14 protein-coding genes are annotated in these 16,505 nt (G+C 64.2%); 8 read left to right on the forward strand and 6 right to left on the reverse strand.

What is annotated here, in order from left to right; translation table 11 throughout:
• Window positions 1–116: 116 nt before the first annotated feature.
• A complete protein-coding gene (locus LU684_RS05255) occupies window positions 117–614 on the reverse strand; it encodes a GNAT family N-acetyltransferase (RefSeq protein WP_024717700.1) in 498 nt (165 codons plus the stop codon).
• Between the two features lie 130 nt (window positions 615–744).
• Here LU684_RS05255 and LU684_RS05260 point away from each other — a divergent pair, with 130 nt between their 5' ends.
• The 6 genes from LU684_RS05260 (at window position 745) to LU684_RS05285 (ending at window position 8,118) form a co-directional block, all read left to right on the forward strand.
• On the forward strand, window positions 745–1,224 hold the full coding sequence (locus LU684_RS05260; RefSeq protein ID WP_016485985.1) for a hypothetical protein: 480 nt from the start codon (window positions 745–747) through the stop codon (window positions 1,222–1,224).
• Between the two features lie 64 nt (window positions 1,225–1,288).
• Complete coding sequence (locus LU684_RS05265; RefSeq protein WP_016485984.1) at window positions 1,289–2,860, forward strand: sensor domain-containing diguanylate cyclase; 1,572 nt, start codon at window positions 1,289–1,291, stop codon at window positions 2,858–2,860.
• Between the two features lie 146 nt (window positions 2,861–3,006).
• On the forward strand, window positions 3,007–3,783 hold the full coding sequence (locus LU684_RS05270) for a ParA family protein (RefSeq protein ID WP_016485983.1): 777 nt from the start codon (window positions 3,007–3,009) through the stop codon (window positions 3,781–3,783).
• A 169-nt stretch (window positions 3,784–3,952) separates the two neighbouring features.
• On the forward strand, window positions 3,953–4,363 hold the full coding sequence (locus LU684_RS05275) for a DUF2946 family protein (protein WP_016485982.1): 411 nt from the start codon (window positions 3,953–3,955) through the stop codon (window positions 4,361–4,363).
• Window positions 4,364–4,431: 68 nt separating this feature from the next.
• Window positions 4,432–6,582 (forward strand): TonB-dependent receptor, encoded by a 2,151-nt coding sequence (locus tag LU684_RS05280; protein WP_232894229.1) that lies wholly within the window; start codon window positions 4,432–4,434, stop codon window positions 6,580–6,582.
• A 198-nt stretch (window positions 6,583–6,780) separates the two neighbouring features.
• Window positions 6,781–8,118: an MFS transporter gene (locus LU684_RS05285; RefSeq protein ID WP_095114828.1), complete on the forward strand. Its 1,338-nt coding sequence runs from the start codon at window positions 6,781–6,783 to the stop codon at window positions 8,116–8,118.
• A gap of 32 nt (window positions 8,119–8,150) precedes the next feature.
• Here LU684_RS05285 and LU684_RS05290 read toward each other — a convergent pair whose 3' ends face one another.
• From LU684_RS05290 to LU684_RS05300, 3 genes are read right to left on the reverse strand one after another with little or no spacing between them, the layout of a single operon-like run.
• Window positions 8,151–11,297 carry an efflux RND transporter permease subunit gene (locus tag LU684_RS05290; protein WP_016485979.1) on the reverse strand — a complete coding sequence of 1,049 codons (3,147 nt, stop codon included), beginning with the start codon at window positions 11,295–11,297 and terminating at the stop codon, window positions 8,151–8,153.
• A gap of 16 nt (window positions 11,298–11,313) precedes the next feature.
• Entirely contained in the window at window positions 11,314–12,528 is a 1,215-nt protein-coding gene (locus LU684_RS05295; RefSeq protein WP_095114827.1) for an efflux RND transporter periplasmic adaptor subunit, read from the reverse strand.
• On the reverse strand, window positions 12,521–13,774 hold the full coding sequence (locus tag LU684_RS05300) for a TolC family protein (protein ID WP_232894230.1): 1,254 nt from the start codon (window positions 13,772–13,774) through the stop codon (window positions 12,521–12,523). Before LU684_RS05300 ends, LU684_RS05295 begins: the two co-directional genes overlap by 8 nt.
• A 247-nt stretch (window positions 13,775–14,021) precedes the next feature.
• Between LU684_RS05300 and aroQ the strand changes: the two genes are divergently transcribed.
• Window positions 14,022–14,471, forward strand: coding sequence for a type II 3-dehydroquinate dehydratase (gene aroQ / locus LU684_RS05305; RefSeq protein ID WP_095114825.1), 450 nt, complete (start codon window positions 14,022–14,024; stop codon window positions 14,469–14,471).
• Window positions 14,468–15,316, forward strand: a complete 849-nt coding sequence (locus LU684_RS05310) for a shikimate dehydrogenase (RefSeq protein WP_232894231.1) — start codon at window positions 14,468–14,470, stop codon at window positions 15,314–15,316. Before aroQ ends, LU684_RS05310 begins: the two co-directional genes overlap by 4 nt.
• 114 nt (window positions 15,317–15,430) lie before the next feature.
• Here LU684_RS05310 and LU684_RS05315 read toward each other — a convergent pair whose 3' ends face one another.
• A complete protein-coding gene (locus LU684_RS05315; protein WP_232894258.1) occupies window positions 15,431–15,949 on the reverse strand; it encodes a thioredoxin family protein in 519 nt (172 codons plus the stop codon).
• A 10-nt stretch (window positions 15,950–15,959) separates the two neighbouring features.
• Window positions 15,960–16,235 carry a DUF2790 domain-containing protein gene (locus tag LU684_RS05320; RefSeq protein ID WP_016485973.1) on the reverse strand — a complete coding sequence of 92 codons (276 nt, stop codon included), beginning with the start codon at window positions 16,233–16,235 and terminating at the stop codon, window positions 15,960–15,962.
• Window positions 16,236–16,505 lie beyond the last annotated feature (270 nt).

Raw genomic sequence — 16,505 nt, forward strand, 5'->3', positions numbered from 1 at the left:
CCTCCCTCGTGTGCAGTGAATAAGCCGTGCACAGGGGAAGGTAAGCAAGCCGGACCGGCCTGGATATGAACGCGTCGATCACACCCAAAGCGCCGTTGTAGGCACTTTCCCACAGATCAGGGCAATCGCAAGTGCATGTGCGTGGTCTGCCAGACCGGGTCTTGCTCCACATTCACCACGGCAAACCCTTGCCGCTCCCAGAACGCAATCGCACCCGGCAGAAACGGATGCGTATGCAGGTACAGGCAGTCGATACCTGCCTGCTCCGCCCGCTCGCGCAACGCGCCGAACAACGCGGCAGCCAGGCCATGCCTGCGGTAGGCCGGCAACACGAACAGGCGCACCACCTCGACCACCCGCTCAGCGTGATAATCAAGCTGAGGGAAGCGGTGGTCATAGGGCACGTAGCCGATCACCGCAACCAGCCGCCCGGCATCACGCGCCTCAAGGAAGCACCCCGCACCGTCCAGGTAAGTCTCGGCAAAATGCGCAAGGTCGTGCGGCAATGGCGCTTTTGCAAGCATCGGGAACAACTCGCGGCGTGCGCTATCGACAAACGCCACGACTTCGGCAATGGCGACGCGCGCCACAGGTTGCAGGGTCCAGTTCGGCATGGGGCTGTTGGCAGTGGTGGGAGGGCAAGGTTCTACCCCAGTGTGCCGTTCAAGGCAAATCACAAAGCTCGTCGTGGCCGGGCGGACATCGGTATAATCGGCCGTCTTCACTGCCCGACCAGGCCACGCCATGCCTCGCTTCCAGACGTTGCTGTTGCCCCTGCTGCTGACTGCCGCCCTCACCGCCTGCGACCAGAAACCCTCTCGTGAAGACCAGATCCTCGCTCAGTTGCCGCTGCAAGAGGCCTATACCCATAACATCGAGCGCATGGCCGCGCTGCTCGGCCGCACTCACCCGCAGCTGTCGCAAGCCACCATCCAGGGTGTACTGCGCAAGTACCTGACCGTCGAGGACCAGCGCCAGGACCTGTTCCGGCTGTACAGCGAAAAGAACTTCAGCGACGCCGAATTTGCCACCATCGTTGCTGCCACCCAGGACCCGGCCAAGGCCAGAGCGCTGGAAGACACCGAAGCGGGCAAGCGCCTGAGCGAAAAACTCACCGCCCTGATGCGTGAGACCGCCCGCGACGTCAAGGTGCAGGCACTGGTCGAGCGACGCATGCAGCAGGTAGAAGACGAGCTGAATGCGCTGGACAGGGCTGGTTCCTGAACGCGGTTCCCCACTTCCCCTAGCGCGAAAGGTCGTCGCTACTTTCAATCAATCGAGGTCAGGATTGCCACACGCCAAGCACGGATTGCGCCTGGATCTACGCACACTCATTCTGGTGCTCTGCGCCCTTACCGCCCTGGTCATGCTGTGCGCCAGCTATTTCGCCAGCTACCGGGTGCAGCGCCAACTGCTGATCGACCACGCCCTGGAAGCCAACCGGGTGTATGCGATGAAGCTGGCCAGCATCACCGAGACATTCATCGGCAACGCCCAGCAGCAGCTGAGGTTCAGCGCCGGCGTACAAGGCCGGCAGCTAAGCGATGCCGCGGCGCTGCTGGGGGAAACCGACCGTGTACTGGGCCAGAGCATGGCCTTCAACTCCACTTTCGTCATCGATGCCAACGGCGTGCTGCGGGCCGTATCCCCCGCCCCGCTGCGGCATCTGATTGGCACCCTTGTCCAGTCGCCCGGCGCTCAGGAAGCACTGCACGAACGCCGCCCGCTGGTTTCCACACCCTACCTTTCGGCGGCCGATAACCTGGTGGTGGCGCTTTCACACCCCATGTTCGACAGCGACGGTCGCTACCTGGGCTATGTCGGCGGCAGCCTGTACCTGCGTGAACGCAACATCCTCAACAGCCTGCTGGGCGAACACTTCTACAAGGACGGTTCGTACCTGTATGTGGTCGACCGCAACCGTCGCCTGCTGTACCACCCCAATCACGAACGGGTAGGCACGGTGGTAGAGGGCAACGCCCTGATCGACCAGTTGGCGACGCTGGACAACGGTACTCGGCAAATCACCAACAGCCTGGGCGTGGAAATGCTCGCCGGGTTCGCCACCGTACCCAGCGCCGGCTGGGGGGTAGTGGCGCAGCAACCGCTGGCGCAGACGGTGACGCCACTGAACCACCTGATCCTCAACGTGGTGGGCACTTCTGCGCCTCTGGCGCTGGTGGGCTGCCTGTTGCTGTGGTGGCTGGCCATGACCATCGCCCGGCCGCTGTGGCAACTGGCTGCCGGTGCCCGCTCGATGGACCGTGCAGGCACCGCCGAGCGCTTGCACCGCGTGCGGGCCTGGTACTTCGAGGCGGCCGAGCTCAAGCGTGCCCTGCTGATCGGGCTGAACCTGCTGCAGGAGCGCATCGGCCGGCTCAACCGCGACGCCCAGACCGATCCGCTGACCGGCCTGGGCAACCGCCGCAGCCTGGAGTTCAGCCTGTCATTGCTGGAAGCCGAAGGCCGGGCCTTTGCCGCCATTGTGCTGGACATCGACCATTTCAAACAGGTCAATGACAAGCATGGGCATGAGGTCGGCGACCAGGTGCTGCGCCGACTGGCAGAGTTGATGCGCCGCTGCTGCCGCGAGGGCGACCTGCTGTGCCGCACCGGGGGCGAGGAATTCCTGATGCTGCTGCCGGGGGCCAGCCTGGACGTGGCGACAGTGGTGGCCGAGCGGCTGCGGGTGACGGTGCAGGATACGCCCGTGCCGCCGGTGGGCGCGGTGACGGTTTCGCTGGGGGTGGCACGCTGGGATGGCGAGGCGGGCAGCGAGCCTGTGGAAGCATTGAGCAAGGCTGATCGGGCGCTCTACCTGGCAAAGCAGAGCGGGCGCAATCGGATGTGTGTGGCCTGAGCCTCCTGTTGCACCTTTACCCGCGAAGAGCCCGGCACAGGAGAAGTTGAAACCAGCAGCTGTAACAATCTTTGTCATAAAACTGTCGCGTTACAGTCATAGGATTGACCCCAACCTGACATTTTCACTTCATGGATGAGCGTCTCATGCGTCGTGTGGTCTTCAATCAGAAAGGTGGCGTCGGCAAGTCCAGCATCGCCTGCAACCTCGCCGCTGCCAGTGCTGCCGAGGGTTACCGAACGTTGCTGGTCGACCTCGACCCGCAAGCCAATGCCACCTATTACCTCACCGGCCTGGTCAATGACGCCATACCTGCCGGCATCGCCGACTTCTTTCGCCAGACCCTGTCAGCGGCCACTGCCGCCGGCAAGAAGCACCGGGTGGCGATCACCGAAACCCGTTACAGCAACCTGCACCTGGTCACCGCAAGCCCCGATCTCAGCGACCTGCAAAGCAAGCTGGAGAGCAAGTTCAAGATCAACAAGCTGCGCAAGCTGCTGGTGGAACTGAGCGAGGACTACGAGCGGATCTACATCGACACCCCGCCAGCGCTCAATTTCTACACCTTCAGTGCGCTGGTGGCAGCAGAGCGCCTGCTGATCCCGTTCGACTGCGACAGCTTCTCGCGCCAGGCCCTGCACAGTGTCATGGCCGAGGTCGAGGAACTGCGCCAGGACCACAACCCGGCGTTGCAGGTAGAAGGTGTGGTGGTCAACCAGTTCGCCGGGCGCACCGCCCTGCACCGGACCCTGATCGACCAGTTGCGCAGCGAAGGCATGCCCGTGCTGCCGGTGTACCTGAGCAGTTCGATCAAGATGCGTGAATCGCACCAGGCGTCAGTGCCGTTGGTGCACCTGGCGCCACGGCACAAGCTGGCGCTGGAGTTTGTCGATTTGCTGGATGTGCTGGAGCGGGCGGCCTGACAGCCCCTGGGGGCGCTCTGCGCCCCTATCTCGACACAAGGCCGCTCCCACAGGAGATCGCGGTTGCCTGTGGGAGCGGCCTTGTGTCGCGATAGGGCTGCAACGCAGCCCCAAAAACTTGCAGTAAAAGCACTACCCGACCGTTCATCCGGATGGTAGATTCGCCGCCATGAAAATCACCCGGCACACTCGCACGCTGACTGCCTGGACGCTCTATGCCAGCGTCCTGTTCAGCCTGTTGCTGTGCGGCCTGCACCATGGCCAGATGGGTGGCCTGCGCCTGGCCGGGCTGGAAGGCGGCTTCTGCTCGGTCAACAGCGAACACGGCGTGGCCATTGACCTGGACGGTGCCGGCGGTGACCAGCACATGGCCCAGCTCGACTGCCCGGTGTGCTCCTCGTTTGGCCTGGCCGTACCGCTCAGCAGCGGCGGCTGGTCATTCACCCCGGCACAAGCCGTGGCCACCTCGCCCATCGTCGTGCGCAGCTGGGCACAACCGCCGCCACGCTACCAACGCCCCGCCCTCAACCCACGTGCCTCCCCCGCCGCCTTCCCCGCAGCCGTACTTCATTTCGCCTGACATCAGCCGGGCGCGCCTGCGTGTGCGCTCGCCGTCAGCCATGACCTTTGCGTGGAAGACATACCAACATGCTTCGCAAGACCTCCCTGGTGCTCCTCATGGGCACCTGCAGCTTTGCCTGCGCTGAAACAGCCCCTGTGGAACTCGGCGCCACCACCATTGACGGCGAACGCGACGCCGCCAGCGGCGTGCAACTGGACGAGCCGATCCGTACCGGTTCGCGCCTAGGCCTGACCGCGCGGGAAACACCCGCCTCGGTCAGCGTCTCGGACCGTCGCCTGATCGAAGAACGCGGCGCCAAGGACAGCCAGGACGTGGTCAACGCCATGACCGGCGTCAACGCCTCGGCCAACCCCGGCTTTGGCGGCTTCGTTGCCTACCGCGGCTTTACCCAGAACCAGGTCACCCAGTTGTACAACGGCATCAACCTGGGCTACAGCAGCGCCACCCGCCCAGTGGACGCCTGGGTTCTCGACCGTGTCGAGCTGATTGGGGGGCCGTCTTCGTTCCTGCACGGCGCGGGTGCGGTGGGCGGCTCGATCAACTACATCACCAAGCTCGCCAGCCGCGACCAACAGACAATCGATGGGCGTATCCGCTATGGCAGTTTCGACGACAGCGAGGTGGCGTTCGGTATCAACCAGGCGCTGGCCAGCAACCCCGCCGATGCCCGCCATTTCATGCGCCTGGACTTCAGCCGCGGGCATGGCAACGGCTACGTCGACCGCAACGAACGGGATACCGACAGCCTGGCCTTTTCGCTGCTCAGCGACCTGGCCCCCAACCTCACGCACACCCTGGCGGTCGAGTACCAGGAAGACCGCGAACAAAGCCCCTACTGGGGCTCACCGATTCTGCCCGGGCGCAGCACGATGAAGATCGACAACAGCCGCCGCTTCGAAAACTACAACGTCGCTGACGGCCGCTATGAGCAGCGGGTGCGCTGGCTGCGTTCGATCCTCGACTACCAGATCAGCGACAGCACCAGCGTGCAGAACACGCTGTACCACTACAATGCCCAGCGCGATTACCGCAACCTCGAACGCTACGCCTACACCCGCGATGGCAAGGTGCAGCGCAGCAGCCCCTACCTGCAGCGCCACGACCAGAACCTGCTGGGCGACCGCATCGAACTGCGCCATGACAACCAGCTGCTGGGCCTGACCAGCCAGTGGTCGCTGGGGCTGGAGTACTCGCGCATGCGCCAGACCCTCTACCCCACCTCCGGCAGCTGGAGTGACGTGGTCGATGCCGACCACTTCAACCCCGGCAGCTTCGATGACATCCCCGGGGTGAATGCCGGCCTGACCAAGCAACGTCACCACGAGGTCATCAACCGCGCCGTGTTTGCCGAAAACCGCTTGCAGCTGACCGAGCGCCTGGCCCTGCTGACCGCCCTGCGCTACGACTACCTGGACATGGAGGTCACCAACTACGGCGCAGTCTCTCCCACCTCGCCGGCCTATTTCGAACGCCGCTGGGAACCGCTGTCCGGGCGCATCGGCCTGACCTATGCGCTGACGCCTTCGGCCAGCCTGTATGCGCAGTACAGCACCTCCGCCGACCTGCCCGCCGGCTCGCTGGCGGCAGCGACCTATTCCAACGTCGGGCTGTTCGACCTGTCCAAGGGCGAGCAGTGGGAAGTGGGCAGCAAGTTCGACTTCCTCGATGGTCGCGGTGCGGCCACGCTGGCGCTGTACCAGATCGTGCGCAAGGACTTTGCCGTGCGCGATTCGAACGACGCAAACCTCACGGTCCAGGCCGGGCAGCAGACCTCACGTGGTGTCGAACTGTCCGGGCGCCTGCAGGTAACGCCGAAACTGCTGGCCGAGGCCAACTATGCCTATGTCGATGCGCGGTACGATGAGTTCAACGAGGCAGTCAGCGGCAAATCGGTTTCACGCAAGGGCAATGCGCCGACCAACGTGCCGGCCAATGTCGCCAACCTGTGGCTGACCTACGGCCTGTCGCCGGCATGGTCGGTGGGCGCCGATGGGCGCTACGTGGGCTCGGTGTATGCCGACAACGCCAACAGCCTGAAGGCCCCGGCCTACACCCTGTTTGGCGCTTTCGCCCGCTACCGGCTGGATGAACACACCACGCTGACCGGGCGGGTGCGCAACATCACCGATGAGGTGTATGCCAAGCAGGCCTATAACAGCCAGTACTACATGGGGCCGCCACGCACCTTCGAGCTGGCGCTGGACATGCGCTTCTGACGCAAGCCAGGTTGCCGTATTCATTGCTCTGGCAGGTTGGCTGTTAACCGCAATGGCGGTTAAATCAGGTATCCCGAGGTCGCACTCGACAAAGCATCGTCCAGCGCCCGGTTATCTACTGGCAAGCACAATAATGATGGCGCGGCCCGACCGCGCCACTTTTCATCATGGCTGCCAATGGAACCGGAGAGCACCCGCATGTCCGCACCTCATGAGGTATCCCCCGCCACCCTGCGCAGGGTGATCGCCGCCTCGGCCATCGGCAATTTCGTCGAATGGTTCGACTTCGCCGTGTATGGCTTTCTCGCCACCCTGATCGCCAGCCAGTTCTTTGCCAGTGAAGACCCCAGCGCGGCGTTGCTCAAGACGTTCGCGGTGTTTGCCGTGGCCTTTGCCCTTCGCCCGCTGGGCGGGATCGTGTTTGGCGCGCTGGGCGACCGCCTGGGACGCAAGCGCATCCTGTCGCTGACCATCCTCTTGATGGCAGGCTCCACCACCCTGATCGGCCTGCTGCCGACCTACGCCAGCATCGGTCTGGCAGCCCCAGTGCTGCTTACCCTGGCGCGCTGCCTGCAGGGTTTTTCTGCCGGTGGCGAATACGCGGGGGCCTGCGCCTACTTGATGGAGCATGCACCCAATGACAGGCGTGCCTTCTACGGCAGCTTCGTGCCGGTCTCGACTTTTTCCGCCTTCGCCTGCGCCGCCGTGATCGCCTATGGGCTGGAAGCCAGCCTGTCGGCCGAGGCGATGGGTGCCTGGGGCTGGCGCGTTCCCTTCCTGATTGCCGCACCGCTGGGGCTGGTCGGCCTGTACCTGCGCTGGCGTATGGAAGAAACCCCGGCATTCCGCGAAGCCGTCGCCCAGGGCAAGGAGCATGAGCATTCACCGCTCAAAGACACCCTGCGTCACCATGGCCGGGTCATTCGCAACCTGGGGGCATTCATCTCGCTGACTGCCCTGTCGTTCTATATGTTCACCACCTACTTCGCCACGTACCTGCAACTGGTGGGCAACCTGACCCGCGCGCAGTCACTGCTGGTGACCACCGTGGCGCTGCTGTTCGCCGCCGTCGGCTGCCCGCTGGCCGGGGCGTTCTCGGACCGCGTGGGGCGGCGCAAGACCATTGGCTTTACCTGCCTGTGGGTGATGCTGTGCGTGTTCCCGGCGTACTGGCTGGCCAGTTCGGGCTCGATGTCCGGTGCGCTGCTGGGGGTGATCCTGCTGGCGGTGGGGGCCTTGTGCAGTGGTGTGGTGACCGCAGCATTGCTGTCGGAGAGCTTCCCCACCCGCACCCGCTATACCGCTTCGGCGATTACCTACAACGTGGCCTATACCCTGTTTGGCGGTACCGCGCCGCTGGTGGCGACCTGGCTGATCGGGCAGACCGGCAGCAGCCTGGCACCGGCGTTTTACCTGGTGGTGATTGCGCTGGTAGCGTTGGTGGGGGGGTTGGCGTTGCCGGAGACTTCGCGGATTTCATTGCATGATGAGGTGGGATCGGATGCTGTACGGCCTGGAGTCCGTCGTACCGTCTGAGATTATTGGGGCTGCTTTGCAGCCCCAGAATCTCACCCCTCCTGCTGCTCTTCGCGCCGATACGCCCACTGATACAAAGCCGGCAGCACCAGCAATGTCAGTGCAGTAGAAGACAGGATCCCGCCAATCACCACCGTCGCCAACGGCCGCTGCACCTCAGCCCCGGTCCCCGTAGCCAGGGCCATCGGAATGAACCCCAGCGAAGCCACCAGCGCGGTCATCAGCACCGGGCGCAACCGCGTCAACGCGCCCTCTTCAACCGCCGCCCGCAATGGCCGCCCCTCTTCGCGCAGGGCACGGATAAAGGCGATCATCACCAGCCCGTTGAGCACCGCCACTCCCGACAGGGCAATGAACCCTACGCCAGCTGAAATGGACAACGGGATGTCCCGCAACCACAGCGCCAGCACCCCGCCGGTCAGGGCAAACGGAATGCCGGTGAACACCAGCAAGCCATCCCTGAGGTTGTTGAACATCATCAGCAGCAGCGCCATGACCAGTAGCAAAGCCACCGGCACCACCACCTGCAGGCGCTCGGTTGCCGATTGCAACTGTTCGAACTGGCCCCCCCAGCGCGTCCAGTAACCCGGCGGAATCTGCACCTGCCGGATCAGGGCCTGTTCGGCATCCGCCACAAACGAGCCCAGGTCACGCCCACGTACGTTGGCACTGACCACCACCACCCGCTTGCCATCCTCGCGGCTGACCTGGTTAGGCCCCAGTTGCAGGTTCAAACTGGCCACTTGGGACAGCGGGATGAAGCCGATTTGCGCAGCGCCCGCAGCGGCACTGGCCGGTACCGGAATCAGCAGGCTGGACAGCCCGTCCACATCGGTGCGCAAGGTTTCGGGCAGGCGCACCACCATGTCGAAGCGCCGGTCGCCTTCATACAGCGTGCCTGCCGTGCGGCCACCCACAGCAATTGCGATGGCGTCCTGCACGTCACCCACGTTCAGGCCATGGCGGGCCGCCTTGTCGCGGTCGATGTCGATGGTCAGCACCGGCAGGCCGGTGGTCTGCTCGACCTTCACCTCGGACGCACCCGCTACCCCCTGCAGGCTGCTGGCGATCTGTGTGGCGGTGCGGTTGAGCACATCCATGTCATCACCGAACAACTTCACCGCCACATCGCTGCGCACCCCGGAAATCAGCTCGTTGAAACGCAACTGGATCGGCTGCGACAGCTCGTAGTTGCTGCCCGGTACGCTGGCGGCAGCACGTTGTACCTCGGCGATCAGTTCGTCACGCGGCTTGCCAGGGTCTACCCACTGCTCGCGCGGGCGCAACATCACATAGGCGTCGGAGATGTTCGGTGGCATCGGGTCGGAGGCGATCTCGGCGGTACCGGTACGGGCGAACACCCGCTCTACTTCCGGCACCTGGGCGATGATCGCCTGCTCCAGGCGCTGCTGCATGTCTACCGACTGCGACAGGCTGGTGCCCGGCACACGCAGGGCCTGCAAGGCAAAGTCGCCTTCGCTGAGGCTGGGGATGAACTCGCTGCCCATGCGGCTGGCCATGACCCCGGACAGCACCACCAGAGTGGCCGCGACGGCAAACGCCAACTTGCGTCGCCCCAGCACCCAGGCCAGCACCGGGGCATAGCGCTGACGCGCCGTGCGCATCACCAGGCCTTCCTCTTCCTTGACCTTGCCGGTGACGAACAGGGCGATGGCTGCCGGCACGAACGTTACCGACAGGATCATGGCGCCGAGCAGGGCCATGACCACGGTAAAGGCCATGGGGTGGAACATCTTGCCCTCGACCCCGGTCAGGGCAAAGATCGGCAGGTACACCACCATGATGATCAACTGCCCGTAGATCAGTGGCCGGCGCGCCTCACGGGCGGCAGCGAACACTTCATGGAAGCGCTCGCTGCGCGTCAGCATGCGGCCATGGCGTTGCTGGGCATGGGCCAGGCGGCGGATGGCGTTTTCCACGATCACGACTGCGCCGTCGACGATGATGCCGAAGTCCAGTGCCCCCAGGCTCATCAGGTTGGCGCTGACCTTGTTGCTGAACATGCCAGTGAAGGTGAACAGCATCGACAGCGGAATGACCATGGCGGTGATCAGTGCGGCGCGGATGTTGCCCAGGAACAGGAACAGCACAGCGATGACCAGAATGGCGCCTTCGACCAGGTTCTTCTTCACCGTGGCGATGGCTTTTTCCACCAGGTTTGTGCGGTCGTACACGGTCACAGCCACCACACCCTTGGGCAGGTTGCGGTTGATCTCGACCAGTTTGGCGGCAACGGCCTGGGATACCGTGCGGCTGTTCTCTCCAATCAGCATGAACACCGTACCCAGCACCACTTCCCGGCCGTTTTCGGTGGCTGCACCCGAGCGCAGTTCTAGGCCCAGGCCAACCTCGGCAACATGGCTGACGCGGATCGGCGTGCCATCGACGCTGGCGATGACGATGTTGGCGATGTCTTCGGCCGAGGCCACCTGGCCCGGTGCCCGGATCAGCAACTGCTCGCCATTGCGCTCGATGTAACCGGCGCCAACGTTGGCATTGTTGCGCTCCAAGGCCGCGATCAGGTCGTTGAGGGTGAGCTTGTAGGCTGCCAGCCGCTTGGGCTCCGGTGCAATCAGGTACTGCTTGGCATGGCCGCCGATACTGTTTACCTCGGCCACCCCCGGCACATTGCGCAGCTGCGGCTTGATGATCCAGTCCTGGATCACCCGCAGGTCTGTCGGGGTGTACGGGGTGCCATCCTCTTTGAGAGCGCCCTGTTCGGCCTCCACGGTCCACAGGAAGATTTCACCCAACCCGGTGGAAATCGGCCCCATGCCCGCTTCTATCCCTTCGGGCAGTTGCTCGCGGGCCACTTGCAGGCGCTCGTTGACCAGCTGACGGGCGAAGAACAGGTCGGTGCCATCATCGAAAATCACCGTGACCTGCGACAGGCCCGAACGCGACAGCGAGCGGGTTTGCTTCAACCCAGGCAGGCCGGCCATGGCGGTCTCGATGGAGAAGGTGATGCGCTGCTCGGTCTCCAGCGGCGAGTAACCGGGTGCAGCGGTATTGATCTGTACCTGGACGTTGGTAATGTCCGGTACAGCGTCGATCGGCAGTTTCTGGTAGCTGTGGATACCCACCGCGGCCATCAGGACCACGGCCAGCATCACCACCAGGCGCTGCTCGATGGCAAATTGGATCAGGCGTTCGAACATGCAGGTGTCCCCGTGATCAATGGCTATGCTCGGCCGAGCCCTTGCCCAGTTCCGACTTGAGGACAAAGCTGCCGGCGGCGGCTACCTGGGTGCCGGCGGCCAGGCCGCTGATAATTTCCACCTGGCCGGCGTCGCGGCGGCCGGCCTTTACCGGGCGGGCCTCGAAGCCTTCCTCGGTGCGGGCAAACACAACGGTCTGTTCTTCCCAGGTTTGCAGGGCGCTTTCCGGCACCACCACGGCGGCATTGAAGCGCTCGACGCTGACCGCGATATTGACGAACAGCCCGGGGCGCCATGCGCCGTTGGGGTTTGCCAGGGTGGCGCGGACCGTGGCGGCGCGGTTCTGCTCGCCGAGCAGGCTGCCGACATAGTTGACCTTGCCCTCAACCTGGGCGCCCAGGTCTGGTGCGCTGACCGTGACATTGCGGCCGGTCACCACCTTGTCCAGATCACGCGGCGCCACGGCGAAGGTGGCCCAGACCCGGCTCAGGTCAGACAAGGTGAAGGCGTTGCTGGTCGCGTCGACCACCTCGCCCACGCTCAGATGCTTTTCCACCACCACCGCATCGAATGGCGCGCGCAATTCATAGCGGTTGCCAGCGCCCGCCGGGCCTACTGCGGCGACCTTTTGCCGGGCGTTGGCCAAGGCGATTTCGGCCTCCTGTAACACCTGCCGCGCTTGCAGGTAATCTTGCTCGGCACTGATACGCTCCTGCCATAACTGCTGTTCGCGCTGGAAGGTCAGCCGCGCCAGCTCCAGACGGCGCTGGGCTGCCTGCTGCTCGCTGCGCAGGTCAGAAATCTGCTGGCTGGCGATCACCGCCAATACCTGGCCGCGCTTGACCGCCTGGCCCAGTTCGGCTTGCACCGCCTCGACCACACCGGGTACACGCGGCACCACGTGGGCAGTGCGGTCCTCGTCGAAGCGGATTTCCCCCGGGAAGCTGAAGGCGGTACCCAACTCACGAGGGCCGGCGGCAGCCAACTGCACACCGGCCGCCTCGATCTGGGCGATGGACAGGTGCAATTGGCCCTCTTCTTCGCCGTGCCCTTCCCCTGCATGGCCTTCATCGGCCTTCTCGGCACCATGGCCGTGGCTGTCTTCGCCATGGTCGTCGTGGCGGGCCTGGGCATTCGACGCCTGGCCCAGGTTGCCGGTCCAGGCCAGGCCACCCAGGCCGAGCGCGGCCATGGCGGCGACCAGAAGGGCTATCTTGCGTGGGTTAGTCATGCTTGCTCCTGCTGTTCAAGGGGGTGCTCAGGTCATCGAGGTCGCCATAAATCCGCTCGACCTGCGCCCGTGCGTCGGTCGCCGAAGCCAGCGCCTCGAGGTACAACCCGCGGGCCTCGATCAGCGTGCGCTGAGCGTCGAGTACATCGAGGAACGCGAACTTGCCCATTTCGAAACCACGGGTGGCGGTGTCCACGGCCTGCTGCGCCGAAGGCAGGATGGTGCGGTCGTAGGCGTCCACCTCCTGCATCGCCGTGTGCCACTGGCTGACTGCGCTGCGGGTTTCACTGCGCAGGCGCAGTTCCACGGCGTTACGCAGGTCACGCGCCTGGTCGGCACGGCGTGCAGCCGCCAGCACGTTGCCCTGGTTGCGGTCGAACAGCGGCAATGGCATGGACAGGCCCACCACATTCACCCGCTCGCGGTCCTCGCGGCTGTACTGGCTACCGAGGCTGACAGTGAGGTTGGGAATACGCTGAGCCTTTTCCGACCCCAGGGACGCTTCGCCGCGCTCGACCTGTGCAGCAGCCAGACGCCATTCGGCGGTGTGTTCGACCCGGTCGAGCAAGGCATCGGCGCTGGGCGCGACGCCAGGCGAAAGGTTGGCAGCCTGCAACTGATCGAAGCTTGCCAAGGGGCTACCGGTCAGGCGTGCCAGCGCCTGATAAGCCACGCCGCGCTGGGTCTGCGCGCGTCGTACTTCAGCCTGGGCCTGGGCCAGTTGCACCTGGGCGCGGGTGGCCTCCACGGGGGATGACTGGCCAGCGATCACCCGCCCCTGTACCACGCGCAGCCCGCGCTCGGTCAATGCCTGCGACTGCTGCGCCAGTTCCAGTGCTGTCTGCGCGCGCAAGGCGGCGTGGAAGGCCTGCACCACATCGGCACGCAGGCCATTGCGCTGGCGCTCCAGGCCAAGCTGGGCAATGGCCTGGCCGGTGCCAGCCACAGCAATACGTGCGCCGCGCTTGCCGCCCAGTTCCAACGGCTGGCTGAGGGTGACGGTGGTGGTGCTGGTATCGCGGCGGGTGTCCTCGACCTCCCAGGCGAGCTCTGGGTTGGGGATCAACCCGGCCTGGCGCCGCTCGCCGTCGGCAATGCCGATTTCCCGGCCGGCTGCGGCCAGCTCCGGGTTTTGAGCAAGAGCGGCGGCAAGCGCCTGGGGCAGGCTCAGGCTCTGACTGGCCTGGGCACTGGTGACACTGGCCAGCAACAGGCAGAGCAAAGCGGTCTTGCGGGGGATGGGCACGTACAAATCCTCGTCGACGCGTTTAGGCGAAGGACTGTAGGAAGCCGTGCTTATCGGGGCGGTGGCAGGAAAATTACAATTTTGTAATGCAGGCGCAGAAAGCCAAATCCCCCGTAGGCGGGGGCCTGCACACCTCAACAGTTCGATAATCGCCCACTTTCCCGGTGCGGCGTTTTAGTCCAATTGACTAAACTAACCAGGCGGTACAAAACTAGGTGCATCCAACAACAACAAAGCGATGCTCGTCATGAACCCCCTTATTCTCGTGCTCAACGGCCCTAACCTGAACATGCTGGGTACCCGCGAGCCTGCTCAATATGGCCACGAAACCCTGGCTGACCTGGCCCAAAGCTGTGCCGACACTGCCCATGGCCAGGGCCTGGAAATCGAATTCCGCCAAACCAACCACGAAGGTGAACTGATCGACTGGATCCACGCCGCCCGCGGCCGCTGCGCCGGTATCGTGATCAACCCCGGCGCCTGGACCCACACCTCGGTGGCCATCCGCGACGCCTTGGTGGCCAGTGAACTGCCGGTCATCGAAGTACACCTGTCGAACGTGCACAAGCGCGAGCCGTTCCGCCATCTGTCATTTGTATCGTCCATCGCCGTCGGGGTGATTTGCGGGCTGGGCAGCCATGGCTACCGCATGGCCCTCAGCCACTTCGCCGAAATGTTCCAGGAGCGCACGGCATGAGCCAGCACGCCATCCTTGCCGGCTTGATCGGCCGCGGCATCCAGCTGTCGCGCACCCCTGCCCTGCACGAACACGAAGGTGACGCCCAGGCCCTACGCTACCTGTATCGGCTGATTGATGCCGACCAGTTGCAACTGGAGGACAGCGCCCTGCCCGGGCTGCTCGACGCCGCGCAGCACACAGGCTTTACCGGGCTTAACATCACCTACCCGTTCAAGCAGTCGATCCTGCCGCTGCTCGACGAACTGTCGGATGAAGCCCGTGGCATCGGCGCGGTGAATACCGTGGTGCTCAAGGACGGCAAGCGCGTCGGCCATAACACAGACTGCCTGGGTTTTGCCGAAGGCTTGCGCCGCGGCCTGCCTGATGTGGCCCGGCGCCAGGTGGTGCAGATGGGTGCCGGTGGCGCCGGGTCGGCCGTGGCCCACGCCCTGCTGATTGAAGGGGTCGAGCAACTGGTGCTGTTCGAAGTGGATGCGGCCCGCGCGCAAGCGCTGGTAGACAACCTGAATGAGCATTTCGGCACGGGCCGCGCAGTACTCGGCACCGACCTGGCCGCGGCGCTGGCCGAGGCAGACGGGCTGGTCAATACCACGCCGGTGGGCATGGCCAAGCTACCGGGCACACCGCTACCGGTCGAGCTGCTGCATGCGGACCTGTGGGTGGCGGAAATCATCTACTTCCCGCTGGAAACCGAACTTCTGCGCGCGGCTCGGGCACTGGGTTGCCGCACGCTGGATGGCAGCAATATGGCGGTGTTCCAGGCGGTAAAGGCGTTCGAGCTGTTCAGCGGGCGCCAGGCGGATGCGGCGCGGATGCAGGCGCACTTTGCCAGTTTCACCTGATAGGCAAGTGTTGGCTTCTTCGCGGGCACGCCCGCACCCACAGAGAGTGCGCATACTTCGCTGATTGCACTGTCGTTGTAGGAGCGGGCATGCCGGCGAAGAGGCCGGCACAGCCTAATCACCTTTCTCATACAGCAGTGCCTGTATCAGCTGTTCCTGCCCGCCATAATCGCCCTCGCCAAAGTGCACATGGCGCACCTGTCCTTCACGGTCGACAAAGTAATGGGCCGGCCAGAACTGGTTGCCCCAGGCATTCCAGACCTTGTAGTCATTATCCACCGCCACCGGGTAACCGATACCCAGCCCGGCCACCTTGTTTCGCAGGGTGCCCAGGTCATGTTCGTAGGCGTACTCCGGCGTATGCACGCCCACCACCACCAGCCCCTGATCGGCATAACGCCGCGCCCAGTCGTTCACATGAGGCAGGCTGCGCTGGCAGTTGATGCAGTCCCAGGTCCAGAAGTCCACCAGCACCACCTTGCCCTTAAGCGCCGGCCCATCCAGCGGGGTCGAGTTGAGCCACTGGCTGGCCCCCGACAGCGACGGCATGGCGCCGTAGCGGTCACGGGCCATCAGGTGCCCGGCCAACCCCAGCCCCGTCAGCGCCAGGGCTATGCCTCCCACTTTCAGCATCAGGCGGCGATCAGTTGTCATGGCAACCGCCAGTGGCGTAGGTGCGGTACTGCACGCTCTGCTGTTGGCCCTTGGAGTCGAGGTAGTCCATGCGGGTGTTCACCAGGCCGCAGGCGTTGCTCTGCTCGTCCTGTACCGACAGCACTTTCTTCACATCCAGATGCTCACCGTAGCGGTACTGCATGGCGCCGGCAGCGCCCATGGGTGCGGTGGTGGCCTGGGCGGCAATGGCACCAAAGCTGAGCACGGCGAACAGGCTGGCGCTGGCGACAGTCTTGAAATTCATGGCATCTCTCCTGTGTAACGTTTGGCAGTGGGGCGTGTTGTTCCCCGGTCAAGAGCCATTTGACGCCTGCCAAGTATCCCGTCTGTGTCACTCAACGCCGGGATGTGCGTCCTTCTGTAGCTGCATTCCTGTCAGCGAAACCTCGTAGAATCCTGGAAAACCCTGCGCGGGCAGGCCGTTATAAAAAAGAAGGCGCCCACGAAGGGCGCCCCGGCTGTACAAACGGATACAATAGCTTCAAGTTTTTAGAAACTAACGTTTGTTGTCACT

Origin of the sequence: Pseudomonas sp. NMI542_15 (assembly GCF_021283425.1) — a bacterium.
GTDB lineage: Bacteria > Pseudomonadota > Gammaproteobacteria > Pseudomonadales > Pseudomonadaceae > Aquipseudomonas > Aquipseudomonas fortuita.